The sequence below is a fragment of the Micromonospora sp. NBC_01638 genome, from assembly GCF_045209745.1.
Classification (GTDB): domain Bacteria; phylum Actinomycetota; class Actinomycetes; order Mycobacteriales; family Micromonosporaceae; genus Micromonospora.
This window is the reverse complement of record NZ_CP109273.1, coordinates 3,103,582-3,129,837: the sequence shown is the minus strand read 5'-3', so window position 1 is coordinate 3,129,837 and position 26,256 is coordinate 3,103,582. Positions and strand designations below refer to the sequence as shown.

The 26,256-nt window shown below is 71.7% G+C and carries 23 protein-coding genes; 13 read left to right on the top strand and 10 right to left on the bottom strand.

Annotation, left to right across the window (positions count from 1 at the left end; translation table 11 throughout):
• Window positions 1-29: 29 nt before the first annotated feature.
• Both OG811_RS14875 and OG811_RS14870 read left to right on the top strand, forming a co-directional pair.
• Complete coding sequence (locus OG811_RS14875) at window positions 30-626, top strand: LysE/ArgO family amino acid transporter (protein WP_406074956.1); 597 nt, start codon at window positions 30-32, stop codon at window positions 624-626.
• 93 nt (window positions 627-719) lie between these two features.
• The gene (locus OG811_RS14870; RefSeq protein WP_406074954.1) at window positions 720-2,159 is read left to right on the top strand and encodes a GuaB1 family IMP dehydrogenase-related protein; all 1,440 of its coding nucleotides are present in this window, start codon (window positions 720-722) and stop codon (window positions 2,157-2,159) included.
• Window positions 2,160-2,175: 16 nt separating this feature from the next.
• On the opposite strand, the gene OG811_RS14865 is transcribed toward OG811_RS14870, so the two are convergent.
• On the bottom strand, window positions 2,176-2,736 hold the full coding sequence (locus tag OG811_RS14865; RefSeq protein WP_406074952.1) for a TetR/AcrR family transcriptional regulator: 561 nt from the start codon (window positions 2,734-2,736) through the stop codon (window positions 2,176-2,178).
• A gap of 82 nt (window positions 2,737-2,818) precedes the next feature.
• Between OG811_RS14865 and OG811_RS14860 the strand changes: the two genes are divergently transcribed.
• From OG811_RS14860 to OG811_RS14845, 4 genes are all read left to right on the top strand, one after another.
• Complete coding sequence (locus OG811_RS14860; RefSeq protein WP_406074950.1) at window positions 2,819-3,265, top strand: DoxX family protein; 447 nt, start codon at window positions 2,819-2,821, stop codon at window positions 3,263-3,265.
• Between the two features lie 25 nt (window positions 3,266-3,290).
• A complete protein-coding gene (locus OG811_RS14855; RefSeq protein WP_406074948.1) occupies window positions 3,291-3,773 on the top strand; it encodes a MarR family winged helix-turn-helix transcriptional regulator in 483 nt (160 codons plus the stop codon).
• Window positions 3,767-5,500 (top strand): ABC transporter ATP-binding protein, encoded by a 1,734-nt coding sequence (locus OG811_RS14850; protein WP_406074947.1) that lies wholly within the window; start codon window positions 3,767-3,769, stop codon window positions 5,498-5,500. The genes OG811_RS14855 and OG811_RS14850 overlap by 7 nt, the downstream gene beginning before the upstream one ends.
• 164 nt (window positions 5,501-5,664) lie before the next feature.
• Window positions 5,665-7,599, top strand: coding sequence for an ABC transporter ATP-binding protein (locus OG811_RS14845; RefSeq protein ID WP_406075739.1), 1,935 nt, complete (start codon window positions 5,665-5,667; stop codon window positions 7,597-7,599).
• Window positions 7,600-7,658: 59 nt separating this feature from the next.
• Here the strand turns inward: OG811_RS14845 and thrS are convergent, their stop codons facing one another.
• Entirely contained in the window at window positions 7,659-8,876 is a 1,218-nt protein-coding gene (thrS, locus tag OG811_RS14840; RefSeq protein ID WP_406074945.1) for a threonine--tRNA ligase, read from the bottom strand.
• A gap of 518 nt (window positions 8,877-9,394) precedes the next feature.
• Here thrS and OG811_RS14835 point away from each other — a divergent pair.
• Window positions 9,395-10,009, top strand: coding sequence for a DedA family protein (locus OG811_RS14835; RefSeq protein ID WP_406074944.1), 615 nt, complete (start codon window positions 9,395-9,397; stop codon window positions 10,007-10,009).
• 192 nt (window positions 10,010-10,201) lie between these two features.
• On the top strand, window positions 10,202-10,822 hold the full coding sequence (locus OG811_RS14830) for a DUF998 domain-containing protein (RefSeq protein ID WP_406074943.1): 621 nt from the start codon (window positions 10,202-10,204) through the stop codon (window positions 10,820-10,822).
• Here the strand turns inward: OG811_RS14830 and OG811_RS14825 are convergent.
• Window positions 10,800-12,203 (bottom strand): NAD(P)H-quinone dehydrogenase, encoded by a 1,404-nt coding sequence (locus OG811_RS14825; protein ID WP_406074941.1) that lies wholly within the window; start codon window positions 12,201-12,203, stop codon window positions 10,800-10,802. The genes OG811_RS14830 and OG811_RS14825 overlap by 23 nt on opposite strands.
• Before the next feature lie 106 nt (window positions 12,204-12,309).
• Between OG811_RS14825 and OG811_RS14820 the strand changes: the two genes are divergently transcribed.
• Window positions 12,310-12,765 (top strand): gamma-glutamylcyclotransferase, encoded by a 456-nt coding sequence (locus OG811_RS14820; protein WP_406074939.1) that lies wholly within the window; start codon window positions 12,310-12,312, stop codon window positions 12,763-12,765.
• Between the two features lie 214 nt (window positions 12,766-12,979).
• Here OG811_RS14820 and OG811_RS14815 read toward each other — a convergent pair whose 3' ends face one another.
• The 3 genes from OG811_RS14815 to OG811_RS14805 all read right to left on the bottom strand — a co-directional run bounded on the left by OG811_RS14815 (window position 12,980) and on the right by OG811_RS14805 (window position 15,431).
• Entirely contained in the window at window positions 12,980-13,714 is a 735-nt protein-coding gene (locus tag OG811_RS14815) for an SCO6745 family protein (protein ID WP_406074938.1), read from the bottom strand.
• A gap of 104 nt (window positions 13,715-13,818) precedes the next feature.
• Entirely contained in the window at window positions 13,819-14,793 is a 975-nt protein-coding gene (locus OG811_RS14810; RefSeq protein ID WP_406074937.1) for a hypothetical protein, read from the bottom strand.
• A 5-nt stretch (window positions 14,794-14,798) separates the two neighbouring features.
• Complete coding sequence (locus tag OG811_RS14805) at window positions 14,799-15,431, bottom strand: MBL fold metallo-hydrolase (RefSeq protein WP_406074935.1); 633 nt, start codon at window positions 15,429-15,431, stop codon at window positions 14,799-14,801.
• Between the two features lie 93 nt (window positions 15,432-15,524).
• On the opposite strand from OG811_RS14805, the gene OG811_RS14800 reads away from it, so the two are divergent.
• Window positions 15,525-16,520 (top strand): DUF4349 domain-containing protein, encoded by a 996-nt coding sequence (locus OG811_RS14800; protein WP_406074933.1) that lies wholly within the window; start codon window positions 15,525-15,527, stop codon window positions 16,518-16,520.
• Here the strand turns inward: OG811_RS14800 and OG811_RS14795 are convergent.
• Together OG811_RS14795 and OG811_RS14790 are read right to left on the bottom strand one after the other, a co-directional pair.
• On the bottom strand, window positions 16,477-17,736 hold the full coding sequence (locus tag OG811_RS14795) for an amidohydrolase (protein ID WP_406074931.1): 1,260 nt from the start codon (window positions 17,734-17,736) through the stop codon (window positions 16,477-16,479). The genes OG811_RS14800 and OG811_RS14795 overlap by 44 nt on opposite strands.
• A gap of 445 nt (window positions 17,737-18,181) precedes the next feature.
• Window positions 18,182-19,765 (bottom strand): methylmalonyl-CoA mutase, encoded by a 1,584-nt coding sequence (locus tag OG811_RS14790; protein WP_406074930.1) that lies wholly within the window; start codon window positions 19,763-19,765, stop codon window positions 18,182-18,184.
• A gap of 206 nt (window positions 19,766-19,971) precedes the next feature.
• Between OG811_RS14790 and OG811_RS14785 the strand changes: the two genes are divergently transcribed.
• Together OG811_RS14785 and OG811_RS14780 are read left to right on the top strand one after the other, a co-directional pair.
• Entirely contained in the window at window positions 19,972-22,035 is a 2,064-nt protein-coding gene (locus tag OG811_RS14785) for a protein kinase domain-containing protein (protein ID WP_406074929.1), read from the top strand.
• A 48-nt stretch (window positions 22,036-22,083) separates the two neighbouring features.
• Window positions 22,084-23,751, top strand: coding sequence for a phospho-sugar mutase (locus OG811_RS14780; protein ID WP_406074928.1), 1,668 nt, complete (start codon window positions 22,084-22,086; stop codon window positions 23,749-23,751).
• A gap of 12 nt (window positions 23,752-23,763) precedes the next feature.
• Here OG811_RS14780 and OG811_RS14775 read toward each other — a convergent pair whose 3' ends face one another.
• Together OG811_RS14775 and upp are read right to left on the bottom strand one after the other, a co-directional pair.
• On the bottom strand, window positions 23,764-24,462 hold the full coding sequence (locus OG811_RS14775) for a GPP34 family phosphoprotein (RefSeq protein ID WP_406074926.1): 699 nt from the start codon (window positions 24,460-24,462) through the stop codon (window positions 23,764-23,766).
• Between the two features lie 74 nt (window positions 24,463-24,536).
• Window positions 24,537-25,169 (bottom strand): uracil phosphoribosyltransferase, encoded by a 633-nt coding sequence (gene upp, locus OG811_RS14770; protein WP_406074925.1) that lies wholly within the window; start codon window positions 25,167-25,169, stop codon window positions 24,537-24,539.
• A gap of 126 nt (window positions 25,170-25,295) precedes the next feature.
• Between upp and deoC the strand changes: the two genes are divergently transcribed.
• On the top strand, window positions 25,296-26,255 hold the full coding sequence (deoC, locus tag OG811_RS14765; protein WP_406074923.1) for a deoxyribose-phosphate aldolase: 960 nt from the start codon (window positions 25,296-25,298) through the stop codon (window positions 26,253-26,255).
• Window position 26,256: the final 1 nt, after the last annotated feature.

Below are 26,256 nucleotides of genomic sequence, written 5' to 3'. Positions count from 1 at the left end.
GTGGCTGTCGACAGCCCTAGCGTCGATCCGTGCTCACCTCCGCCGTCGCCGGCTTCTCGATCTCCATCGCTCTCATCGTCGCCATCGGCGCTCAGAACGCCTTCGTCCTGCGTCAGGGCCTGCGCCGCGAGCATGTCGTACCGGTGGTGCTCACCTGCGCCGCGTCCGACGCGCTGCTGATCATGGCGGGCGTCGCCGGGGTCGGCACGCTGGTGACGGGCCGACCGGGCCTCCTGGCAGCGATCCGGTGGGGCGGTGCGGCGTTCCTCCTCTGCTACGCGGCGCTCGCCGCCCGTCGCGCGCTGCGTCCCGGCGCGCTGTTGCCCACCGAGCGGCCGCCGGCCACGTTGAGGGCGACCCTGCTCGCCTGCGCCGCCTTCACCTACCTGAACCCCCACGTCTACCTGGACACCGTGCTGCTGCTCGGCGGAGTGGCCCAGCAGCACCCGCACCGGTGGGTGTTCGGTGCCGGAGCCGCCCTGGCCAGCGCAGTCTGGTTCACCGCTCTCGGCGTCGGCGCGCAGCGCCTCGCGCCGCTGCTCGCCCGTGCCGTCGCCTGGCGGGTACTGGACGCGGTCATCGCCGTCGTGATGGCCGGGCTCGCCGTGGCGCTCCTGTTGGGCTGACCAGCTCTGACGCGGCGTCGACAGCGAGGGCGACGGGAGTGTTTTCCACGACCACCGGCGGCGGGACGCTCCACGAGCGGGAATGATGGCCGGGTGCGGTTCCTACACGGCGCGGTTCCCGCGCACGACCTGACCTATACCGACGTCTTCATGGCGCCGGCCCGCTCCGACCTGGGCTCCCGGCTCGACGTCGACCTGTCCACCGGCGACGGCACCGGCACCACCATCCCGCTGGTGGTGTCGAACATGACCGCGGTCGCCGGACGGCGGATGGCCGAGACGGTGGCCCGCCGGGGTGCGATCACGGTCATCCCGCAGGACATCCCGATCGAGGTGGTGGCGAACGTCGTCGCCTGGGTCAAGCAGCGGCACCTGGTCTACGACACGCCGATCACCCTGGGCCCGACCGAGACCGTGGGCGACGCCATTCACCTGCTGCCCAAGCGCTCGCACGGCGCGGTGATCGTGGTCGACGAGGACGGCCGGCCGATGGGCGTGGTCACCGAGGCGGACACCACGGGCGTGGACCGGTTCGCACAGCTGCGCCACGTGATGTCCACCGAGCTGCACACCGTTCCGGCGGACGCGGACCCGCGTGCCGGCTTCGATCTGCTCTCCGCGGGCCGCCGCCGGCTCGCTCCGGTGGTGGACGCCGATGGTCGGCTGATCGGGGTGCTGACCCGCCAGGGCGCGCTGCGGGCCACCCTCTACACGCCGGCCGTGGACGACCGGGGCCGGCTTCGGATCGCGGCTGCCGTCGGGATCAACGGTGACGTGACCGGCAAGGCCGCGGCGCTGCTGGAGGCCGGGGTGGACACGCTGGTCGTGGACACCGCGCACGGCCACCAGGCGCGGATGATCTCCGCGCTTCAGGCGGTCCGCAAGCTGGACCCGGGGGTGCCGGTGGCGGCCGGCAACGTGGTCACCGCCGAGGGGGTACGCGACCTGGTCGAGGCGGGCGCGGACATCATCAAGGTCGGCGTCGGGCCGGGCGCGATGTGCACCACCCGGATGATGACCGGCGTGGGTCGGCCGCAGTTTTCCGCCGTACTCGACTGCGCGACCGCAGCCCGCCAACTGGGCCGGCACGTGTGGGCCGACGGCGGGGTGCGGCACCCACGGGACGTGGCGCTCGCGCTCGCTGCCGGGGCGTCGAACGTGATGATCGGCTCGTGGTTCGCCGGCACCTACGAGTCCCCCGGTGACCTGTACACGGATGCGGACGGCCGGCGGTACAAGGAGAGCTTCGGGATGGCCTCGGCTCGGGCGGTCAGCGCCCGTACCGCCGACGACAGCCCGTACGATCGGGCCCGCAAGGCGGTGTTCGAGGAGGGCATCTCCTCGGCGCGGATGCACCTGGACCCGGTCCGACCTGGCGTCGAGGACCTGATCGACGAGATCATCGCCGGGGTGCGCAGCGCCTTCACGTACGCCGGGGCACGGGACCTGACGCAGTTCCACGAGCGGGCGCTCGTCGGCGTGCAGAGCGCGGCCGGCTTCACCGAGGGAATGCCGCTGCCCACCAGCTGGTGAGCGCCGAGGGCTCCGGTCAGTTGACGAGCCGGCGCAGCACGGCACGGGCTGCCTCCCGGGGGTTGTCGCCCACCCGGTCGGGCAGCGCGCCGGCCAACCAGAGGGTGGCGAAGCCGTGGGCGATCGACCAGGCCGCGAGCGCGTCCCGGCCGGCGTCGGCGGGCACGCCGCCGGCGGGTAGCGCCGCCACCCCGGAGCGGAGCGCGGCACCGGCGCGTTCCCGGGCGGCGATCAGCTCGGCGTCGTCGGCCCGGTAGAGCTCCGGCCGGAACATCACGTCGAAGTACGCGCGGTGCGTGACGGCGAAGTCGACGTAGGCGACGCCGGCCTCCAACAGGTCGTCATCCACCTCGGTCAACGCCTGGGCCAGCAGGTCGAAGCCCTGGGCGGCGAGCGCGGTGAGCAGGCCCGCCTTGTCACCGAAGTGGTGCGCGGGCGCGGCATGCGAGACGCCAGCCCGGCGGGCCAGGTCGCGCAGGCTCAGCGCAGCGGGCCCTACCTCCTCGATCGCCTCCAGCGCTGCGACGAGGAGGGCGCGGCGCAGGTCGCCGTGGTGGTACGCGCGCGTCTCGGTCATGCCCGAATCTTAACTTGTCATTGACAAGATGCCACTCCGGCAGGCAATCTTGTCAGTGGCAAGTTAATCAAGGAGGATTTCGATGGCACCCCTGATCGCCCTACTGGCCGGAACCACGCTGGCCCGCCTGACCGGCCTGGCCGGCGTGTCCGCACTGGACGGCTGGCACCCCGCACTGCGCATCGGACTGGCCGCGATGTTCACACTGACCGCGGTCGCGCACTTCGCCGGCCAGCGCCGCGCCGACCTGATCGCGATGGTCCCGCCCCGGTTGCCCCGGCCGGGCCTGCTGGTCACCCTCACCGGCGTGCTGGAACTGATCGGCGCGATCGGCCTGCTGGTGCCGGCGACCGCGCGGGTCGCGGCGGCCGGGCTCGGCCTACTCATGCTCGCGATGTTCCCGGCCAACGTCTCGGCCGCCCGCCGGAAGCTGACCCTCGCCGGCCGCCCGGTCACCCCGCTCGGGCAGCGCGCCGTCCTACAGATCGTGTTCGTGGCCGCCGCCACGGCAATTTCGTTTGGTGCCTGACTATCAGGGGGCTAATCTACTTGTCGTGGAACTCGTGACCCTCCAGGACGTGCCGCTCGGTCGGCTGCTGGTGGTGGCCGGGCACGTCGTCGGGCAGCAGTGGAATCGCTACCTCGCCGAAGAGCACGGCCTCACCCAGGCCGGCATGGCCACCCTGATGACGCTCGCCCGGCACGGCGAACTGCCCCACGGTGAGGTCGCCGAAAAAGGCTTCGTCCGCCCGGCGACCCTGACCGGCATCGTGGACACGCTGGCCCGCGATGGGCTCGTCGAGCGGCTGCGCGACGACAGCGACCGGCGGAGCGTGCGGCTCGCCCTCACTCCCGCCGGGCGGGAACGCGTGGCCGCGCTCAGCGCACTGATGTACTCCGGGCGTTCGCTGACCTCGGTCGACGCCGACCCGGTGAAGGCACAGGTGATCCGGGAGTTCCTGCTCGAGGTCATCGCCAGCGGGGACGACCCGCGGATGACCGGCCGCCCTACCGAACCGAAGGATCCGGCGTGCTGATCCGACTGTTGCGCAACCAACTGCGCACCTACCAACGACCGCTGCTGGCGGTGGTGCTGCTCCAGTTCGTGGGCACCATGGCCTCGCTCTACCTGCCCAGCCTCAACGCCGACATCATCGACCAGGGCGTGGCGCGGGGCGACACCGACTACATCGTGCACACCGGCGGGTGGATGCTGCTGGTCAGCCTGATCCAGATCGTCTGTTCGATCGCCGCGGTCTACCTGGGCGCGCGGATCGCGATGGGCTTCGGCCGGGACGTCCGGGCTACCTTGTTCGGCCACGTCAACCGCTTCTCCGCCCGCGAGGTGGCCCGGTTCGGGGCGCCGTCGCTGATCACCCGCAACACCAACGACGTCCAACAGGTGCAGATGCTCGTACTGATGAGCTGCACCATGCTTGTCGCCGCACCGATCATGAGCGTGGGCGGCGTGGTGATGGCGCTCCGCGAAGATGTCGGGCTCTCCTGGTTGATGCTGGTCAGCGTGCCGGTGCTGGCCGTCACGCTCGGCGCGATCATCCGTCGGATGGTGCCCGGGTTCCGGCTGATGCAGACCCGGATCGACACGGTCAACCGGGTGCTGCGCGAGCAGATCACCGGCATCCGGGTGGTCCGCGCCTTCGTTCGGGAACCGTACGAGACGGATCGCTTCGGCGTCGCCAACGCCGACCTGACCGCCACCGCGCTGCGTACCGGCCGGCTGATGGCGCTGATCTTCCCGGTGGTCATGCTGGTGCTGAACGTCTCCAGCGTGGCGGTGCTCTGGTTCGGCGCGCAGCGGGTGGACGCCAACGCGATCCAGGTTGGCGCGCTCACCGCCTTCCTGCAGTACCTGATGCAGATTCTGATGGCGGTGATGATGGCCACCTTCATGCTGATGATGGTGCCCCGGGCCGCGGTCTGCGCCGAGCGGATCGTCGAAGTGCTGGACACCGACTCCTCGGTGGTCCCCGCCGCCGAGCCGGTCACCGAGCTGCCCACCCGGGCCGAGCTGGAGCTACGCGGAGTGCGCTTCCAGTACCCGGGCGCGGTCGAGCCGGTGCTGCGCGACATCTCCTTCCGGACCACCCCGGGCACCACCACGGCGATCATCGGCAGCACCGGCGCCGGCAAGACGACCCTGCTGTCGCTGATTCCCCGCCTGGTCGACGTCACCGCTGGCGCGGTGCTGGTCGACGGGGTGGACGTACGGGAGCTGGCACCGGACGAGTTGTGGCGGCGGATCGGCCTGGTGCCGCAGCGGCCGTACCTGTTCACCGGAACGGTCGCCAGCAACCTGCGCTACGGCAACCCCGACGCCACCGACGAGGAGCTGTGGGCCGCGCTGGAGATCGCCCAGGCCCGGGACTTCGTGGCCCAGATGCCCGGCGGGCTGGACGCACCGATCGCGCAGGGCGGCACCACCGTCTCCGGTGGGCAGCGGCAACGCCTGGCCATCGCCCGGGCCCTGGTCCGGCAACCGGAGATCTACCTTTTCGACGACTCGTTCTCCGCGCTCGACCTGGGCACCGACGCGCGGCTGCGGGCGGCTCTGCGGCCGGTCACCGCGCAGTCCGCGCTGGTGATCGTGGCCCAGCGGGTCTCCACGATCATCGACGCCGACCAGATCATCGTTCTTGAGGACGGAGGGGTCGTCGGAGTGGGACGACACGCGGAGTTGTTGGAGACCTGCCCGACGTACGCCGAGATCGTGGCCTCACAGCAGACGGCGGAGGTGCCGGCATGAGCGAGCCCGACGAGCCGCGCACTGCGGCCGTACCCAGTCAGAAGCCGGCTGGCGACGCGCGGACGCCGGGAGGCGGCGCGCAGCAGCCCGGCGGCGACACGCCAACGCCGAAACGGCTGCCGCCCGGCGGTCAGCGCGGTGGTCCGCCGTGGGCGAGCGCCGGGATGCCCGCCGAGCGGTCGATGAACTTCGGGCCGTCGGCCCGACGGTTGCTCGGCCGGCTGCGCTCGCACCGAGTGCACCTGGTCGCGATCATCACGTTGGCCGTGGTGAGCGTCGGGTTCAGCGTGGCCGGGCCGAAGATCCTCGGCCACGCCACCGACCTGATCTTCAGCGGGGTGATCGGCCGGCAACTGCCCGCCGGCACCACCGTCGAGCAGGCCGTTGCGGCGGCCCGCGCCAGCGGCAACAACAACTTCGCAGACATGCTGGCCCGGATGGACGTGGTGCCCGGGGTGGGCATCGACTTCAGCGCCCTGAGTCGGGTGCTGCTGCTGGCGCTCGGGCTCTACCTGGCGGCGAGCCTGCTGATGTGGTGGCAGGGCTGGCTGCTCAACGGGGTGGTGCAGCGCACCGTGCTGCGGCTGCGCGCCGAGGTGGAGGAGAAGCTCAACCGGCTGCCGCTGCCCTACTTCGACCGGCAGCCCCGCGGCGAGTTGCTCAGCCGGGTCACCAACGACATCGACAACATCTCCACCAGCCTCCAGCAGACCCTCAGTCAGCTGCTCACGTCGCTGCTGACCGTCGTCGGCGTGCTGGGGGTGATGTTCTGGATCTCGCCGCTGCTGGCCCTGGTGGCCCTGGTCGCGGTGCCGCTGTCGGTGCTGGTCACCCAGCGCATCGCCAAGCGCTCGCAAAAACAGTTCATCGCGCAGTGGACGCACACCGGCGAGTTGAACGGGCAGATCGAGGAGGCCTACACCGGTCATGAGCTGGTGAAGGTCTTCGGCCGGCAGCGTGAGGTGGAGGCCGCGTTCACCGCCAAGAACGAGGAGCTGTTCCGAGCCAGCTTCGGGGCGCAGTTCATCTCCGGAATCATCATGCCGTCGATGATGTTCATCGGAAACCTGAGCTACGTGGCGATCGCCGTGGTCGGCGGGCTGCGGGTCGCCTCCGGGACGATGAGCCTCGGCGACGTGCAGGCGTTCATCCAGTACTCCCGGCAGTTCACCCAGCCGCTCACCCAACTCGCCTCGATGGCCAACCTCCTCCAGTCCGGGGTCGCCTCGGCCGAGCGGGTCTTCGCGGTGCTCGACGCCGAGGAGCAGAGCTCCGACCCGGTCGCGCCGGCCCGGGTCACCGACCCGCACGGACGGGTCGAGTTCGAGCACGTCTCGTTCCGCTACGAGCCGGACAAGCCGCTGATCGACGACCTGTCGCTGGTCGCCGAGCCGGGGCACACGGTGGCCATCGTCGGCCCGACCGGCGCCGGCAAGACCACGCTGGTCAACCTGGTCATGCGGTTCTACGAGCTGGACGCCGGCCGGATCACGCTCGACGGTCTGGACATCACGACCATGCGCCGCGACGAGCTGCGCGGCCGGATCGGCATGGTGCTCCAGGACACCTGGCTCTTCGGCGGCACCATCCGAGACAACATCGCCTACGGACGGCCGGACGCCACCGAGGACGAGATCCTCGCCGCGGCCCGGGCCACCTTCGTGGACCGGTTCGTCCACAGCCTGCCCGACGGCTACGACACGGTCATCGACGAGGAGGGCAGCAACGTCAGCGCCGGCGAGAAGCAGCTCATCACGATCGCCCGGGCGTTCCTCGCCGAGCCGTCGCTGCTGATCCTGGACGAGGCGACCAGCTCGGTGGACACCCGCACCGAGGTGCTGCTCCAACGGGCCATGGCCGCGCTGCGTTCAGACCGGACCAGTTTCGTCATCGCACACCGGCTCTCCACCATCCGCGACGCCGACTTGATCCTGATGATGGAGAACGGCCGCATAGTAGAGCAAGGCACCCACACTCAGCTCCTAGCCGCCCAAGGCGCGTACCACCGGCTCTACCGTTCCCAGTTCACCGGCGCCGCAGTGGCCGAGGAACCCGTGCCCGCCGTCCCCCAGCCCGCCTCCCAGCCCGCGCCGATCTAGGGCAAATCGTCGTGAACGGAGATCCACTCACAGCGATTCGCCCTAGATCGACGGGGGAGTCAGGCTGGGGGCAGTGGGTCGTGCGCGCGGGCGGCTACCTGCTCGCTCAGCAGGGTGAGTGCGGCGGGGGCGGGCATCTGGGGCAGGGTGCGGCCGTTCCGGAGGCGCAGGGAGACGGCCCCTTCGGCTGCCTCTCGGGCACCGAGCACCCCGAGGTACGGGACGCGGCGACGAGCCGCGTCCCGGACCCGGGCGCCCAGCGAGCCGGCGACGTCGACCTCGACCCGCAGCCCGGCGTCGACGGCCCGCCGGGCCAGGTCGGCCGCCGCGCCGGCCTGCCCGTCGTCCACGGGCAGCAGCACCAGCTGAACGGGCGCGTACCAGGCCGGGAAGGCGCCCTCGTGCACTTCGATGAGGTACGCGAACAGCCGCTCCATGCTGCCGACAAGGCTGCGGTGCACCATGACCGGACGACGTCGACTGCCATCGGAGTCGGTGTACGACAGGTCGAACCGCTCCGGCTTGTCGAAGTCCAACTGGATGGTGGAGATGGTCGACTCCCGGCCGGCCGCGTCGACGATCTGAATGTCGATCTTCGGGCCGTAGAACGCGGCCTCCCCCGGCGCCTCGACGTACGCCACCCCGGCCAAGGCGGCACGCAGCAACTCCTCGGCGCGGGCCCACTGTGCGTCGTCGCCGACGTACTTCTCGCCCGGCCCGCGCAACGACAGCCGGAAGCCGGCCGGGCGGACGCCGAGCGCGGCGTGCGCGGCGCGGATCAGCCCGAGGATCTCCACGACCTCCTCGCCGACCTGGTCGGGGGCGCAGAAGGTGTGCGCGTCGTTGAGCGAGATGGCGCGGACCCGGGACAGCCCGCCGAGCACTCCGGAGCGCTCCGAGCGATACATTCCGCCCAGCTCAGCGATCCGCAGCGGCAACTCGCGGTAAGAGCGACCCCGGGCTCGGAAGACCAGCGCGTGATGCGGGCAGAGCGCCGGCCGCAGCACGAACTCGTCGTCGGCGCTCAGCCGCATCGGCGGGAACATGTCGTCGGCGAAGTAGCCGAGGTGCCCGGAAAGTTCGAACAGCTCGCGCTTACCCAGCGGTGGAGAGTAGACGTGCTGGTGGCCGGAGCGGCGCTCCAACTCTCGGACGTACTCCTCGACGGCATGCCGGGCGGCAGCGCCGGCCGGCAGCCAGATGGGCAGGCCGGCGCCGGCCAGCGGGTCAGAGACGAAGAGGTCCAGCTCACGGCCGAGCTTGCGGTGGTCGATCATGTCGCGCTCCTGGATCGGGTACGACCCGGAGGCGACCTGGACTCCGAACGCCGCGCGGCCCTCGGGGGCGGATCGCCCCGGGGCCTGGTCGACGGTGGTTACGTCAGAGCGGCGCGCCGGGGACACCCGGCGTCGTGGTCACCACTACCGCGCTGCGCATGCTGCGACGCTACCCACCGGGCGGTCGCGGACGCACCCGGATTTGACGCGCTGGGGAAGGGGTGGGCCGCCGGCGCGGGACCCGCCGGCGGCCCTGGGCGGCCCGAATCGTCAGGAACGGGGGACCCGACGGGGCTGGGCCGCGCCGACAACGGTACGCCGACGAACGCCGATCCGCCGACCTGCGCGGGGGCGTCTGGGACGGCGGCCAACCCGTCACCAGGAAGGGAGTCACCTCGTTGCACCTGCGTGGCCTGGCCGTGTCGACGGTCACGACGGGCCAGGGCTGTCCACGGTGACGCCGGACACGCCGTCAGGCTCGAGACACCCGATCGGCCGCATTCGGCGAGGTGGCAGGCGTGCCCGAACTACTGACTGACGTCGCGTCGCCGACGTGGGCGTACCTGGTGCTGCTCACTTTGCTGATCGTGGACGCCTTCGTCCCGGTGATCCCCACCCAGATCGTCATGATCACCAGCGGCGCGCTCACCGTGTACGGCGGCCTCAACCTGCCGGTCACCATCGCCGTCGGCGCGCTCGGGGTGTTCGCCGGGGACCTGGCCTGCTACCTGCTCGGACGAGGTGCACCGGACCGACGGGCGCCCCGGCACGCCGAGCCGAGCCGGGCTCGGCGGGCCGCCATCCGGGTCACCAAGGGCCTCCGACAGCCGGGGCCGCTGGTGATTCTGCTCTGCCGGTTCGTGCCGGGCGGCCGAATGGCGGCCTGCTTCTCGGCCGGGCGCAGCCGCTACCCGTACCGGCTGTTCCTGCTCTACGAGGCCGTCGCCGCGCTGAGCTGGGCCACCTACGGCGCGATGGTCGGACACCTCGGAGGCACCGCGCTGACCGAGTCGGCCTGGCGGTTGGCCATCATCGCCACCGCCGCAGCAGCCGGTTTCGCGGCGGCCGGATGGGCGATGACCCTGGTCGGCGCCCGGCACGCCCGCGCCGCCGCCGATGTTCCCATCGACTGAGGCCGACCCAGCCGCGATCTTGCACTTAGTGTCCCGGCAAAGGCGGCAAGGCACACAGAACGGCGACCGCAAGTGCAAGATCGCGGAGGAGTTTGGGGCGTGGGGCGGCGTTGCCTCTAGGGGTGGTCCCGGGGGACGAATTGGGTGGCCGTTCCGGATCCGGCTCGGGTGCCCGCAGCGACAGGCTGGGGCATGCCTGGAACCCGGAACACCGGACTGCTGGCCCTCGGCGGGATCGCCCTCGCGGCCCTGCTCACCGTGATCGGTCATTTCGAGGTCAACGACGACCTCGACCCGTGGGCGTTGACCATCAGCGACTTCGCGGTCTCCGACCGGGGCGGCGTCATCGACATCGCCATGGTGGTGCTCGCGCTCGCCAGCGTGGCGCTGCTGCACGGGCTGCGCCGCATCGGCTCACCCCGCCCGCGCTCCAGCCGGGCGGTCGACCTGCTGCTCGGCGCGTGGGTGGCCGGTCTGCTGCTGGCCGCCGTGGTGCCGACGAACGAGCCGGGCACCGCCATGACCACCGCCGCGTACCTGCACCGGTACGCCTCGGTGGTCGCCTTCCTGGCACTACCGGTCGGCGGTTGGCTGCTCGCCCGCCGACCCGACCTGGCCCCCGCCGCCCGGACGCTACGCACCCTGGTCCTGCTCAGTCTGGCCCTGGCGGGGGCGATGGTCTGGTCCGCCTACCCCGGCGACCGCCTGCTGCTCGGCCTGGCCGAGCGTCTCCTCATCCTCACCGAGGTGGCAGTGCTGGCAACGGTCGCGCTGACCCAGACCCGGGGGATCACTCCAGCTCGTGGAGCATGAGCTGGCGAGCGGCCTCGGTGATCGAGCCGGAGAGGCTCGGGTAGATGGTGATGGTCTGGGCCAGCTCGTTGACGGTGAGGTTGTTCTCCACCGCCATGGTGATGGGCAGGATCAGCTCGCTGGCCTTCGGGGCGACCACCACACCACCGATCACCTGACCACTGGCGGGCCGGCAGAACAGCTTCACGAAACCGTCGGACAGGTCGTCCATCTTTGCCCGGGCGTTACCGGACAGCGGCAGCATCACCTGCCGGGCCGGCACCTTGCCCGCGTCCACCTCGTCCTGGGAGACACCCACGGTGGCCAGCTCCGGGTCGGTGAAGACGTTCGCCGCGACGGTACGCAGTCGCAGCGGGCGGACCGCCTCACCGAGGGCGTGCCACATGGCGATCCGGCCCTGCATGGCGGCGACGCTGGCCAGCAGCAGCACGCCGGTGCAGTCGCCGGCGGCGTATATGCCGGGAACGTTGGTCCGGGAGACCCGGTCGACCGTGACGTAGCCGCCCCGGCCCAGCGCCACGCCGTACTCGGCCAGGCCCAGGTTGGCGGTGTTCGGGATCGAGCCGACGGCGATCAGCGCGTGCGAACCGGTGACCCTGCGGCCGTCGGACAGCTCCACCTCGACCCCGTCGGCGGTACGCCGGACCGCGTCGGCGCGGGAGTTGTTGAGGATGTTCATGCCGCGGTTGCGGAACACCCGCTCGATGGCGGATGCGGCGTCGGCGTCCTCGTGTGGCATCACCCGGTCCCGGCTGGAGACCAGGGTGACCTCGACGCCCATCGCCAGGTACGCGCTGGCGAACTCCGCGCCGGTCACACCGGAGCCGACCACGATCAGGTGCTCGGGCAGCTCCGGCAGGTCGTACACCTGGCGCCAGGTCAGGATGCGCTCACCGTCCGGGACGGCGGTGGGCAGCTGGCGGGGTGTCGAGCCGGTGGCCACCAGCACGGTGGACGCGGCGATGGAGTATTCCTCGCCGCCGTCGGCGGGGGTGACGACGACCAGATGGGTGTGCCCGAGAGCGTCCTCGCCGAGCCGGGCGGTGCCGGCCACGAAGGTGACCCCTGCTTTGAGCAGCTTGGCGTGGATGTCGGCGGACTGCGCCAACGCCAGCCGCTTGACCCGCTCGTGCACCGTCCGCGCGTCGACGGTGACCGCCTCCAGGCCGTCCGAGTGCACCCCGAACTCCTCGGTGTCCCGGTAGCCGGTGACCACCCCCGAGCTGGCGATGAAGGTCTTCGACGGTACGCAGTCGGAAAGCACGCAGGCCCCACCCGCACCATCGGCCTCCACCACGGTGACATCGGCGTCCAGCTGGGCGGCGACAAGTGCCGCCTCGTAACCGGCTGGCCCCCCACCGATGATCACGATCCGGCTCACAGCGTTTGCCCTTCGTCCATGCTCACAGTGACTTTCTTCTCCCGAGCGCATTCGACACGCACTGTCGTATTCTCCCCCACCCGTCGGTCGGGCTATCGTCATCGCCGTGCGTCATCACGCCGCCTACGGCTCAAATCTCGACCCCGCCCGGATGCGCGCCTACTGTCCGCATTCGCCGATGGTGGGCACCGGCTGGCTGGAGGGCTGGCGGCTGACCTTCGCCGGGGCGGACATGATCGGCTGGGAGGGCGCGGTGAGCACCCTTGTCGAGTCTCCCGGTGACCGGGTCTTCGTGGCGCTCTACGACATTCACCCGTACGACGCGGGCCAGCTCGACGAGATCGAGGGCGTGACCGCCGGCACGTACCGCAAGCTGCACGTTCGGGTCTCCACCCTCGACGGCGACGTGACCGCGTGGATCTACGTCTTCAACGGGTACGAGGGTGGCTTGCCGACCTCGTGGTATCTCTCGGAGATCGCGAACGCCGCCGAGAAGGCGGGCGCCCCGGACGACTACGTCACCGAGCTGCGGTCCCGCCCCACCGGCACCGCGTCGGCGTAGCAGCGCGTATCGCACGTCTCCAGTCTGCTACCGCCGTCGACCTGATCGCCGGTCGGGCTGGACCGGGGTCGTCAATCACACACCGGCGGCCGGGACGGAACGTTCGTACATGCCGGTCACCGGGTCTCCCGCGGGCCCATCGACTGGTGGAGCGACAGCGGCGCGGCCGGGTTGGTGAGGTCGACGCCCAGGCCCATTTTCGTCGGCAGGATGCTCAGGTGAGGTCGGCCCGGGTGCGGTGCAGCAACTCCACCAACTCGGCGCCGTCAGCGGGGCCGAGAGCCGTGAACGCCGGCGCGGCCAGACGGTTGGTCACCGCCTCCGCCCAGAGTCGCCGACGCACCAGCGGCCCGATTGGTGGGTACGGCGGTGGCCATCCGCAGGCCACCGCCCCGGCCTCCCCCTCCGGCCCGGACAACACGGCCTCCAGCGGGGTCATCCCGGCGGCGCGTACCGCCAGCAGGTAGGCGCTGGTGAAGTGTTCCCGGAGCAGCCGCAGCCCGGCGGCGCTGCGAGCCCCCGGGGACAGATCCGGGACCGGCATGGCCCGCCACGCGGCGAAGAGCGGCATCCCGCTGGCGTCCGCCGCCACCACCGCGCGCTCGACGAGTGCGGCCAGGCGCTCGGTGGTGGGCAGGGCGCCCAGCTGCTGCGATCCCCACCGGCAGCACTCGGCGAGGCTCGCGGCGGCCACCTCGAACGGCGGAACGACGCGGCTTGCGGCGTCCCAACCGTCGGCGACCGCGTCCGGGGCGATGAAGCCGAGGGCGGCGGCGGCCGTCTCGGCCCGCACACCGCCGAGCGCGCCAGCCCGGCCACTGATGTAGAAGGCCCAGCCGGAGATGCCGAGCAGCCGGGCCCGGCGCAACGTGGTCGGGTCCCTGCTGAACGCGTCGCCCAGGTCGAGCACGACGGGTTTGCTGGCGGCGGCGACCTGCTCCGGCGTCATTGCGGCACCACCCCCGCGTGCCTCGACCCGTCGACCACGGCGACGCCCCGATCCGGGGTCACCCGCCGTGGACGGCCCGCATACTCGTTGTCGTCCATCGATGGTCAGTCTGCCGCGCCACCGCCCGCGTCCGCATCCCCCTCTTCGGCCGCCAGCGCCTCGATCGCCGCCTCGACCTCACCCGCGCGTCGCCGAGCCACGGTGACCGCTCGCTCGGCGCCGCGCCGAGCGAGCTTGGCCCGGCTGAGATCCTGCTCGGCGACCGCCCGCCGCCGCTCCAGCTCGGCCAGCTCGGCCTCGATCCCGTCGAGTACGGCGGCGCCATCCCGCTCCTGCGCGGTCGCCTCGGCCAGCTCTGCCTCGACGCGCTCCTGGTCGGCCTGGGCCTTTGCCTGCTCCCGGTCCAGGGCACGGCGCTGCCGGGCCCGCTCGGCGCGGGCCGTACGCTGCGCGGCCTGCTCGGCGCGCTCCGCCGCCCGGTCCGGCCGGGGCGCCGCCTCGAGACGCTTTCGCTGGGCACCGGGTCGGCGGGCCGGACGTCCCTCCTCCGGCTCCTCCTCATCGCCGGTGACCAGCCGCAGCTGCGGCCGGGGCACCTCACCGAAGCCGGCGTAGCTCGCCGCCCGGAGCAGACGGCCCGCCCGGACCTGCTCGGCGACCTCGACGTCGGAGAACGCCGCGTTGAGGGTTGCCTCCACCTCGGCCAGTGGCAGCCGGCCGGCCGGTGGCGCGTCCGGCTCCGCCGCGGCGAGCTTGCGGACCTCGGCGACCAGGGCGCCCACCACCGCCCGGCGCTGTGCGGACAGCTCCCGCAGCCGGGGCCCCCGCAGCTCCCGCTGGGCGGCCCGCAGCGCATCGGCGAGCTGAACCAGGTCGGCGACCAGCTCCGGACGTCGGATGGCGAGCAGGTTCACCAGCCAGGCGGCCACCGTCGGGCGACGTAGCCGGGCCAACTGTCGGGCGGTGGTCGGGTCGCCGGCACGACGGGCTTCGGCCACGGCGGCGTCCCGGGCGGCCACGAACCGGTCCGGTGGGGTGCGGTAGAGCTGCTGCACCAGCTCCGCTGACGGGCCGGGCATCGGGGTCAGACGTCCACCCGGCTGCCGGGCTCCAGTCGCTGGTATTCGGTGCCGGACAGCGCGGTGTACTGCCGGTCGAGTATGCCCAACCCGTTGTCGTTGAGCAGGGCGTCGTGCAGGGCGTACGCGCGCCGGGGTGCGACCGCGCGGATGAAGTCGACAACCTCCGAGAACTTCGACCAGGCCGCGTGGATCGGCGCGAAGAGCGTGTCGACGGGTGTCTCCTCGGGGACCACCAGGGCGTCGCCCGGGTGGTAGACCACGTCGTTGATCAGGTAGCCGAGGTTGTCCACCACCGGAATGTCCGGGTGGATCACCGCGTGCTGGCCCCCGTACGCACGGACGGCCACCCCGGCAGCGGTGAACGACTCACCGGCGGTGACCGGGTGCAACACCTCGGCCGCGTCACCCAGGGTGTCGGCGAGCGAAGCGGGCCCGTGGATCGGGAACGGCTGCCGGTCGAGCTGCAGGCGCACCGCCGCCAGGTCGAGGTGGTCGGGGTGTTGGTGGGTGATCAGCACCGCGTCCGCACCGTCCAATGCCACCGCGGGGTCGCTGAATATCCCGGGGTCGACGACGAGCACTCCCCCGTCGTGTTCCACGCGGATGCAGGAGTGGGCGTACTTGGTGAGCCGCATCGTGACTCCTTGATTATCGAATCGTGACGTCCTCAGCGCAGTCTGCCGGAACCAGCCGACGCGTGCGCCGCGTCCGAGCTATCGCCACACCGGATGACGACGATGGGAGCGGGGATGGACGGACAGGTGGTACGACGCCGCGGCACACTGCTGGCGGCAACGGCACTGGCGGCGGCGCTGGTGTTGACCGGGTGCGGGGCCGGCGACAGCGGGTCGCGGGACACGGCCGCCGGCGCCCCTGCGAATGGTGGCGCGGACCGGGACGGCTTGCTGGGCGCACCCGAGGCGGCCGGAGCCGGGGCACCGCAGGATGCCAAGGCCGGGGCGCCGCAGGAGGGCGGTGCCGCGGCACCGGACCTGCGGGTCGATCAGCGGGCGATCATCTACACCGGATCGATGCGGGTTCAGGTGGACGATGTGGACGCCGCCGCCCGCGAGGTCACCGCACTGGTCACCCGGGCCGGTGGGTTCATCGGCGGTGACCAGCGGCGCAGTGCCCAGGCCGACGCGGTGGCGGAGTTGCAGTTGCGGGTGCCGGCGGCGAAGTTCACCGGCGTGGTCGACGAGATCGCGAAGCTCGGCCGTCAGCAGAGCCGGGAGATCAGCACCGAGGACGCCACCGAGGCGATCGTCGACCTGGACGCGCGCATCATCAGTCAGCGGGCCAGGGTGGAGAGTGCCCGCCAACTCCTGTCCCGCGCCACCTCGATCAACGACCTGGTGTCGTTGGAGAACGAGCTAGGGCGCCGCGAGGCCGACCTGGCGTCGCTGGAAGCCAAGAAACGGCGACTGGCCGATCTGACCGCACTGTCCACGATCACCGTGTCGCTCGGCGGGCCGGCGGCGAAGATCACCTCCGAGAAGTCCGAGACCGGCTTCCTGGCCGGGCTGACCGGCGGTTGGAAGGCGTTCGTCGCCTCGTTGACCGTCCTGCTCACCGTGCTGGGGGCGCTGCTGCCCTGGCTGGTGGCATTCGGCGTACCGGTGGCGGTGCTGCTGCTGGTGTTGCGGCGGCGGAAGAAGACCTTGGTCCCGACCGCTCCGGTCAGCGCACCGCCGCCAGTGCCCGCAGCGCGGTCTGCACCATGACGCGTACGCCGGCCGGGATGGCCCGTTCGTCCACGTCGAAGTTTGCGCGGTGCAGGTCGACGTTGGGGCCGGAGCGACCCACGCCGAGCCGGGCGAGGGCACCGGGGACGTACTCCAGATACCAGGAGAAGTCCTCGCCGCCCATGCTCTGCGGTGTCTCGGCGATCCCTTCCGGGCCGAGCGCGGCGGCGGTCGCGGCGGTCAGCACCTGGATGGCCCGGGAGTCGTTGCACACCGGTGGGCGGCCGCGCAGGTATTCCAGGTCGACCGTGGCCCCGGTCGGGGCGATCACGTCCCGGACCACCTGAGCAACGATCTTGGGAGCCTGCTCCCAGGTGTCGCGGTCCATCACCCGCAGGGTGCCGGAGGCGCTCGCCTCCGAGGGGATGACGTTGTAGCGGGTGCCGGCCGAGGCGTGGCCGAAGACCAGCAGCAGGCCGCTGTTGGCCGGCACCCGGCGGCTGACCAGCGCGGGCACCTCGGTGATCAGCCGGCCGAGCGCGTCGACAAGGTCGACGGTCAGGTGCGGCCGGGCGGTGTGCCCGCCCGGGCCGGAGAGCCGGACGGTGACGTTGTCGGCGGCTGCGGTGATCGGGCCGACCCGCAGGCCGACCTGGCCCACCGGCAGGTTCGGGTCGCAGTGCAGCGCGAAGATCTGCACCACGTCGTCCAGGCCACCGGCCTCGATGACCTCGAGCGAGCCGCAGGGCAGGATCTCCTCGGCCGGCTGGAAGATGAGCCGGACCCGTCCGTCCAGCTCGCCGAGGTCGGCGAGCTGGGCCAGCAGCATGCCCACGCCGAGCAGGACCGTGGTGTGCACGTCGTGCCCGCAGGCGTGGCAGACGCCCTCGACGGTCGACCGGTAGGGCACGTCCTTGGGGTCGTCCAGCGGCAGGGCGTCGATGTCCGCGCGCAATGCGACGACCGGGCCGTCCGGCCTGCCGTTGACGTCGCAGATCACGCCGTTGCCCTTGGGTAGCAGGCGCGGGCTCAGCCCGGCCAGCGAGAGCTCCCGGGCGATCAGGGCGGCCGTCTCGAACTCGTTGCCGGAGAGCTCGGGGTGCGAGTGGAGGTGACGGCGCGTAGCGATCAGCCCCGGCACCCGGAGCGTGAGGAGGTGGTCCAGCTCACGGGGCAGAGGCTGGGACCCGGGTGGTGTCTCCAGCCAGGACGACGCCAGCTGGCCGCCCGTGGGCAGCGTCAACGCACTCGTCACGTCGAATTCTCGATCACTAGAAATGGATGGATCATCGGGGACAGCAGACAGCCTAGACCTCCGGCGGTGACGCTGCGCAACCTCGTTACGGTAATGATCGGACCGCACAGCGTCATATATGCCCTGCTGGGGACGCTCGGAGATGCGTGGGACAGCAGGTAGATCGCGGTCGAACGCCGTCATCCGCCCCTCACCTCCTACAACGCGTAACCGATCGCGGCGGTCACAAATCCGGCACCACGCGGGGAGCCCTGTTGCAAATTGTCGCATTAGTCAGGGTGGTGAACTGACACTCCGACAATTAGCCGACCACACTTCGCAACCAGCCGGATAAAGACGCTCACACGCACGGGACCACCACGGGCGCACACGGTGTGCGCCCGGGCTCACCCGACGGCATACCCGTTAAGCCGGGCGGACACACGGTGTCCGCGGGCGGGGCCGGTCAGAACTGATCGGTGGGCCGGTACAGGCCCCACACCTCGCGCAGCGTCCCGCAGACCTCACCCACGGTGGCCTGGGCCCGCAGCGCCTCCTTCATCGGGTACAGCAGGTTGTCCGTGCCGGCGGCGGCGGCCCGCAGATCGGCGAGCGCCCGCGTCACCGCGTCGGCGTCCCGCTCGGAGCGCAGCCGTGCCAGCCGCTCGGCCTGGGCCGCCTCGATCGTCGGGTCGACCCGCAGCGGCTCGTACGGCTCCTCCTCGTCCACGGTGAACCGGTTGAGCCCGACCACCACCCGCTCGCCCGAGTCGATCTCCTGGGCGATCCGGTACGCGGACTGCTCGATCTCCCGCTTCTGGAACCCGGCCTCGATGGCGTCCACCGCCGAGCCGTGGTCGGCCACCCGCTGCATCAACTTGAGGGCGGCGGCCTCGATCTCGGCGGTCATCGCCTCCACCACGTACGAGCCGGCGAACGGGTCGACAGTGGCGGTCAGGTCCGTCTCGTACGCCAGCACCTGCTGGGTGCGCAGCGCGAGGCGGGCGGCCTTCTCGGTCGGCAGCGCGATCGCCTCGTCGAAGCTGTTGGTGTGCAGCGACTGGGTGCCGCCGAGCACCGCGCCCAACCCCTGCACCGCCACCCGGACCAGGTTCACCTCCGGCTGCTGCGCGGTGAGCTGCACGCCCGCGGTCTGGGTGTGGAACCGCAGCATCATCGACTTCGGATCCTTGGCGCCGAAGTCGTCGCGCATCACCCGGGCCCAGATCCGCCGGGCGGCGCGGAACTTCGCCACCTCCTCGAGCAGCGTGGTGCGGGCCACGAAGAAGAACGACAGCCGGGGCGCGAAGTCGTCCACCGCGAGACCGGCGGCCAGCGCCGCCCGCACGTACTCCACGCCGTTGGCCAGGGTGAACGCGATCTCCTGCGCGGGCGTCGCGCCGGCCTCGGCCATGTGGTAGCCGGAGATGGAGATGGTGTTCCACTTCGGCACCTCCTTGCGGCAGTACGCGAACGTGTCGGCCACCAGGCGCAGCGACGGCTTCGGCGGGAAGATGTACGTCCCCCGGGCGATGTACTCCTTGAGGATGTCGTTCTGGATCGTGCCGTTGAGCGCCGCGCCGGGCACCCCGTTCTCCTCGGCGACGAGCTGGTAGAGCAGCAGCAGCACCGAGCCGGGCGCATTGATGGTCATCGAGGTGGAGACCTTGTCCAGCGGGATGTCGGCGAACAGCAGCCGCATGTCCTCAATGGAGTCGATGGCGACGCCCACCTTGCCGACCTCGCCATGCGCGATCGGCTCGTCCGAGTCGTAGCCCATCTGGGTCGGCAGGTCGAAGGCGACCGAGAGGCCCATCGTGCCAGCCCGCAACAGCTGGTGGTACCGCGCGTTGGATTCGGTGGCGGTGCCGAAGCCGGCGTACTGGCGCATGGTCCACGGGCGGGAGGTGTACATCGTGGGGTAGACCCCCCGGGTGTACGGGAACTCGCCGGGGCTGCCCAGCCGGGAGTCCAGGTCCTCCGGAAGGTCGGCCTCCGTGTAGACGCCGTTGATCGGGAAACCGGACTCGCTTGACCGCCGTTCGCTCATCCCCGGATGGTAGGACGCCTGGCCACGTCGCCGCGTGAGGGATAGCGCACAGTGCGTCCCGACCGGTCGACACGAGGTGAACGACAGGGCACGTTCTGTCGACTTCGATAAACGTCCGTCGCGTCGGCTTTCGCATCCGGCGTCGGAACCAGCAAGATAGGGGGGTTGTGTCCCAGCCCCCCTCGATTTCCCCCGGTGGCTTTTCTGTGACTCAGATCCCGACGTGGAGCGGCGGACCAGTCAGTCCCGCCAACGGACGAGCGGCGCCCGGCACCACCATTGGTGGCCGGTACTCGCTGCGGTCCTCGGTGGGCAACGGCGGCATGGGCACCGTGTGGCGCGCCACAGACACGCTGCTGCGCCGCGATGTGGCGGTGAAGGAGGTCGTCCTGCCTCCGGGGCTGGCCCCCAGCGACCGCGACGCCATGTACGAACGCACCCTGCGCGAGGCCCGCGCTGCCGCCGCCATCCAGCACCCCGCCGTGGTGCAGGTGTACGACGTGGTCACCGAGGCCGGCCGGCCGTGGATCGTGATGGAGCTGCTGGACGCTCGCAGCCTCGCGGACATGGTGATCGAGGACGGGCCGGTCGCTCCCCGTGCTGTCGCCAAGATCGGCGTCGCGCTGCTCGGCGCGTTGGAGGTCGCGCACGCGATCGGCGTGCTGCACCGCGACGTCAAGCCCGCCAACGTGCTGATCTGCACCGACGGCCGCTGTGTGCTGACCGACTTCGGGGTCGCCCGGATGCCCACCGACGTGCAGCTCACCACCCCCGGCATGGTGCTCGGCTCGCCGCACTTCATCTCGCCCGAGCGGGCCATGGGCCAGGAGTTCGGCCCGCCGAGCGACCTGTTCTCGCTGGGTGTGACGCTTTACACCGCGGTCGAGGGGCGGCCCCCGTTCGACAAGGGCGACCCGATCGAGACCATGCACGCCGTGGTCGAGGACCCACCCGCCCCGCCGCAGCGCAGCGGCCCGCTGACCCGCGTGCTCATGGGTCTGCTGGAGAAGGACCCGGCGCGCCGGCTGGACGTGCACACCTCCCGGGCCATGCTGCGCGAGCTGCTCGCCGGCCCGCTGGGCAGCACCGCGACAGCTGTGCACTCGGTCACCGACCCGTACGCCGTGGTGCCGGTGCAGCAGCGCCCGGTGCCCATCCCCCCGCCGGCCCAACCAGAGCCGAAGCCGGACAGCCAGATCGGTGGCCCGGCGATGCTGGCCCCGGGTGAGTCCCTGACCGACCGGCTGGCCGCGCTGCGCCGGGGCGAACGCCCACCGCCCGCTGGCGCGGCCGGCGCCACGGGTGGGCTCGACGAGACCAGCGCCGACGCGTTGGCCGGGCCGCTGCACACGCCCACCGGCGCGATGCCCCCACCCGGCCGACCGGCCGCCGGGCGCACCTACGGCGGCAACGCGGACGCCACTCAGCGGGTGGACGCCGGCGGGCACCCGGACGCCACCCAGCGGGTCAGCTACGGCAGCCCGGCCGACCCCACCCAGCAGGTCGGGTACGGCGGCGCACCGGAGGCCACCCAACGCATCGGCGGCACCTACGGCGGCGGTAACCAGTGGTCGGTGCCAGGCACCGGCCAGCCCTGGACGGCCTCGCCCGCCGCTTCGGGCGGCGGCGCGCTGGGCAAGGTCCGTGCCAGCGGGGGTCAGCTCGTCAGCACGGTCAAGGGGTGGCCACGCAAGGTGCAGCTCGCCGCGGCCGGCGGACTGGCCGTCGTGCTGCTGCTCACCGTGGTGGCGCTGTCCGGCGGCGACGACCCGCCACCGAGCACCCCGCAGGCGCAGCCCACGTCGTCCGCCCCGACCGCTCCCGCGGTCGAGATGCAGGAGCACGCGGCTCGCGGGATCCAGGTCATGGTGCCGAAGGGCTGGAAGAAGGCCAGCGGCGGCTCGTACACCGACTACATCGACCCGGAGGACAGCGGCCGTAAGGTCCGCATCATCACCGAGAAGTGGTCCAGCAGCTCCACCCGATGGGCGGAGACGGCCGAGAACGGTCTCAAGACCAGGAGCACCTCCTGCGTCAAGCCGTACAGCCAGATCTCCTCCAACGAGACCGAGCTGGCCAGCAAGCCGGCCGCCGAATTCGAATACACCTGCGGCGAGGGTGACGCCATGCGGCACGGCGTCTGGCGTGGCGTGGCCCAGGACGGCAAGGCGTACTCGTTCTACCTCACCGCCACGGACACCAAGTTCGCGGAGAGCAAGCCGATCTTCGACGAGATGGTGCGGACGTTCCAGCTCACCGGGGACGGCTGAGCCGGAGGCAACCCGCAGCGGTGATCCGTCGCCGTGCTATCAAGGGGCATGGCGGCGGACACCACTGACATCGACGACATTCGCGAGCAAGCCCGGCGCTGGCTGGCCGACGACCCCGACCCGACCAGCCGGGACGAGCTGACGGCGGTGCTCGACCGGCTGCCGGCGAGCGCTCCGGAGCTGGCCGACCGGTTCGCCGGCCCACTGACCTTCGGCACCGCGGGCCTGCGCGGCCCGCTGCGCGCCGGCCCGAACGGAATGAACCTCGCCGTGGTCACCCAGGCGGCTGCCGGCCTGGTCGGCTGGCTCGCGGCCCAGGGCGGCACCGGCCCCCTGGTGATCGGGTACGACGCCCGGTACGGCTCCCGGCAGTTCGCCGAGCGCACCGCCCAGGTGGCCACCGGGGCGGGCCGGCCGGCCCTGCTGCTGCCCCGCCCGCTGCCCACCCCGGTGCTGGCGTACGCGGTGCGCCACCTCGGCGGGGTCGCCGGGGTGATGGTCACAGCCAGCCACAACCCACCACAGGACAACGGCTACAAGGTCTACCTCGGTGCGGAGCTGGGCGGTGAACTGGGCGCCGGCGCGCAGATCGTGCCGCCCGCCGACGCCGGTATCGAGGCAGCCATCCGGGCGGTCGGCCCGCTGACCGAGGTGCCGCTGGGCGCCGCCGGTCAGGTGCTCGGCGACGACCTGGTCGCCGCGTACGTTGAGCGGGCCACCGCGGTGATCGACCCGGAAGGGCCACGCGACCTCACGGTGGCGTACACCCCGCTGCACGGGGTGGGTGCGGCAGTGCTCACCGCCGCCTTCGCCAGCGCCGGTTTTCCGGTGCCCGGCGTTGTGCCCGACCAGGCCGAACCGGACCCGGCGTTTCCCACCGTGTCGTTCCCCAACCCGGAGGAACCGGGGGCGGTGGACCGGCTGATCGCCCTCGCCGACTCCACCGGCGCGGACCTCGCCATCGCCAACGACCCGGACGCGGACCGCTGCGCGGTGGTCGTCCGGGAGGGCGCGGACGGCTGGCGGATGCTGCGCGGCGACGAGGTCGGTGTGCTGCTCGCCGACCACCTGATGCGGCGCGGGGTGACCGGGCTCTACGCCACGACGATCGTCTCGTCGTCGCTGCTGCGGGCAATGTGCGCGGCCCGGGGCCTGCCCTACGACGAGACGCTGACCGGTTTCAAGTGGATCGTCCGGGCCGGCGGCGGAAGCGCGCCGCTGGTCTTCGGCTACGAGGAGGCACTCGGCTACTGCGTCGCGCCGGAGCACGTCCGGGACAAGGACGGCATCACCGCCGCGTTGACCGTGGCCGAGTTGGCCGCCGGCCTCAAGACGCAGGGGCGCACGTTGACCGACCGGCTGGACGAACTGGCCGCCGAGTTCGGCGTGCACCACACCGACCAGCTCTCCGCCCGGGTGGATGACCTGCGAGTGATCGCCGACGCGATGGCCAGGATCCGGGCGGCCACCCCGACCACCCTGCTCGGGCACCCGGTCGACAGCGTCCGGGACCTGCTACCCGAGGCGGACGTGGTCATCCTGCGTACCGGGACGGCCCGGGTGGTGATCCGGCCCTCCGGGACCGAGCCGAAGCTCAAGGCGTACCTCGAGGTGGTGGAGCCGGTGACGAATGGTGACGTTCCGGCGGCCCGCAGCCGGGCGGCGCAGGCCGTTGCCAGGCTGCGCGCTGAGGTCGGCGCTGCTCTCGGCATCTGACCCCGACGGACCTCACCCACCCGGCAGGCTCCCTTTGGCGCGCTTGCCGAGAGCCGCGTCGACCGCGCTGGCCAGGGCGGCGACGACCAGGCCCACCGAGGGACGGATCACCGAGTCGTCGGCGCTCACCCCGCCGGAGAAGCCGGCACCGGTGGCGATCTCCTCCAGCCTGCGCCGAGCGTCGGCGGCGGTCTCGCCGCTCACCCCGAGCCCGGCCTCCATCCGCAGCACCACGACCAGGGTGGCCAGCGCGGCGGTCCGCTCGTCCGGGGCCGCCGCGCCGGTCACGGCCTCGGCCAGCCGCTGCCGGGTCTCCGCCTCGATGGAGGCGTCCACCACCGGGTAACGGTGTACGTGGATGAAGCCCAGCTCGGTCTCGTCGATGTCCCGAACCACGCCCTGGCTGCACAGGTCACCGAGGATCCGGTCCCGCAGGCCGTGCCGCAGGCGCTGCACCCAGGAGGCCGGGGTGTGCGGGGTGTCGGCCGCGATCCGGCCCAGCACCTCGTCCGCGACCGGCTCGCCGGTAGGCGTCGGGTCGACCACCGTCAGAAACCCGTCGGCGTACGCGGTCCGGCCGGCCAGTGCCAGCTCGACCAGCACCGCGGCGGCCATGCCGAGGTCCAGGCTGATCCGCGGCATGGTCGCCTTGCCGGTCGTGTCGTCGTAGGCGAGGAGGAGCAACTCCTCGGCGAGCGCAACACCACTCATGGCCGGAGACGCTAGCGGGTCCGCGCACCCCCGCGCACGGACCCGCCGGACCCGGCACCGACCGGGGTAACGTCTCAGAACCGGGGCATGCCACCGAACTGGCGGTCACCGGCGTCACCGAGCCCGGGGACGATGAACATGCGGTCGTTGAGCCCCTCGTCGATCGAGGCCGTGACCAGGCGCAACGGCAGGCCGGAGCGTTCCAGCCGCTCGATGCCGACCGGGGCCGCGAGCACGCAGAGCACGGTGATGTCGGTGCAGCCACGATCGGCCAGCAGCCGACAGCAGTGCTCCAGCGAGCCACCGGTGGCCAGCATCGGGTCGAGCACCAGCACCGGCAGCCCGCCGAGATCGCGCGGCAGCGACTCCATGTACGCGCGCGGCTCGTAGGTCGCCTCGTCGCGGGCGAGGCCCACGAAACCCATCGACGACTCGGGCAGCAGGCCGAGTGCGGCGTCCGCCATGCCGAGGCCGGCCCGCAGCACCGGCACCAGCAGCGGCGGGTTGGCCAGCCGGGTGCCCTCGGTGCCGGTGACCGGCGTCTGCACCGGGTACCGCTCGACGGGGAAGGTGCGCGCCGCCTCGTACACCAGCATGGTGGTCAGTTCGTGCAGGGCGGCCCGGAACGTCGAGGAATCGGTGCGCGCGTCCCGCATGGCAGTCAACCTGGACTGGGCCAGCGGGTGGTCAATGACGTGTACGTCCACGATCGCTCAACCTACCGGTCCGTAGGGCGCGGCGGTGCGGGCGCGGTCGGAGCAGCGACGTCGCTCACTTCCGCGTGCCCATCGTGAGCAAGATCACTCGACCGTCCGGTGCGTAGACTTCGGGTCATGACGGCGACAACGACGTCGGCCCGGTCGGAGCTCTCCGAGCTGGGACGATCCGAGACCGCTCTGCGGACCTTCCTGCACGGCCTGCCCGGCGTGGACCAGGTCGGCGCGGAGCAGCGGGCGGCACAGCTCGGCACCCGCTCCATCAAGACCACCGCCAAGGCCCAGGCGATCGACCTGGCGATCCGGATGGTCGACCTGACCACCCTGGAAGGGGCGGACACCCCGGGCAAGGTGCGCGCGCTCGCCGCGAAGGCGCTACGCCCGGACCCGGCCGACCCGTCCTGCCCGCACGTCGGCGCGGTCTGCGTCTACCCGGCGATGGTCCCGTACGTCGCCGAGGTGCTGCGCGGAAGCGCTGTGCATCTGGCCAGCGTGGCGACCGCCTTCCCGTCGGGCCAGGCGCCGCTGGAGATCAAGCTGGCCGACACCCGGGCCGCCGTCGCGGCCGGCGCCGACGAGATCGACATGGTGATCAACCGGGGTGCGTTCCTGGCCGGGCGGTACAAGGAGGTCTACGACGAGATCGAGGCCACCAAGGAAGCCTCCGGGGACGCCCACCTCAAGGTGATCCTGGAGACCGGCGAGCTGGCCACCTACGACAACGTGCGCCGCGCCTCCTGGCTGGCGATGCTGGCCGGCGGCGACTTCATCAAGACCTCCACCGGCAAGGTCCCGGTCGCGGCGACACTGCCGGTGACCCTGGTGATGCTGGAGGCGGTCCGCGACTTCCGCGCGGCGACCGGGCGGCAGGTCGGCGTGAAGCCGGCCGGTGGTATCAAGACCACCAAGGACGCCATCAAGTACCTGGTGATGGTCAACGAGACCGTCGGCCCGGACTGGCTCGACCCGGACTGGTTCCGCTTCGGCGCGTCCAGCCTGCTCAACGACCTGCTGATGCAGCGCACCAAGCTGACGACCGGCACCTACTCCGGTCCCGACTACTTCACCCTGGACTGAT

What these genes read in the sequence shown, in the direction of transcription:
- OG811_RS14865 (WP_406074952.1), bottom strand. Translation starts at nt 2,736, where the DNA reads ATGACCGAGACGCGCGCGTACCACCACGGCGACCTGCGCCGCGCCCTC.
- OG811_RS14860 (WP_406074950.1), top strand. Translation starts at nt 2,819, where the DNA reads ATGGCACCCCTGATCGCCCTACTGGCCGGAACCACGCTGGCCCGCCTG.
- OG811_RS14845 (WP_406075739.1), top strand. Translation starts at nt 5,665, where the DNA reads ATGCCCGCCGAGCGGTCGATGAACTTCGGGCCGTCGGCCCGACGGTTG.
- thrS (WP_406074945.1), bottom strand. Translation starts at nt 8,876, where the DNA reads ATGATCGACCACCGCAAGCTCGGCCGTGAGCTGGACCTCTTCGTCTCT.
- OG811_RS14830 (WP_406074943.1), top strand. Translation starts at nt 10,202, where the DNA reads ATGCCTGGAACCCGGAACACCGGACTGCTGGCCCTCGGCGGGATCGCC.
- OG811_RS14815 (WP_406074938.1), bottom strand. Translation starts at nt 13,714, where the DNA reads ATGACGCCGGAGCAGGTCGCCGCCGCCAGCAAACCCGTCGTGCTCGAC.
- OG811_RS14810 (WP_406074937.1), bottom strand. Translation starts at nt 14,793, where the DNA reads ATGCCCGGCCCGTCAGCGGAGCTGGTGCAGCAGCTCTACCGCACCCCA.
- OG811_RS14805 (WP_406074935.1), bottom strand. Translation starts at nt 15,431, where the DNA reads ATGCGGCTCACCAAGTACGCCCACTCCTGCATCCGCGTGGAACACGAC.
- OG811_RS14800 (WP_406074933.1), top strand. Translation starts at nt 15,525, where the DNA reads ATGACGACGATGGGAGCGGGGATGGACGGACAGGTGGTACGACGCCGC.
- OG811_RS14790 (WP_406074930.1), bottom strand. Translation starts at nt 19,765, where the DNA reads ATGAGCGAACGGCGGTCAAGCGAGTCCGGTTTCCCGATCAACGGCGTC.
- OG811_RS14780 (WP_406074928.1), top strand. Translation starts at nt 22,084, where the DNA reads ATGGCGGCGGACACCACTGACATCGACGACATTCGCGAGCAAGCCCGG.
- OG811_RS14775 (WP_406074926.1), bottom strand. Translation starts at nt 24,462, where the DNA reads ATGAGTGGTGTTGCGCTCGCCGAGGAGTTGCTCCTCCTCGCCTACGAC.
- deoC (WP_406074923.1), top strand. Translation starts at nt 25,296, where the DNA reads ATGACGGCGACAACGACGTCGGCCCGGTCGGAGCTCTCCGAGCTGGGA.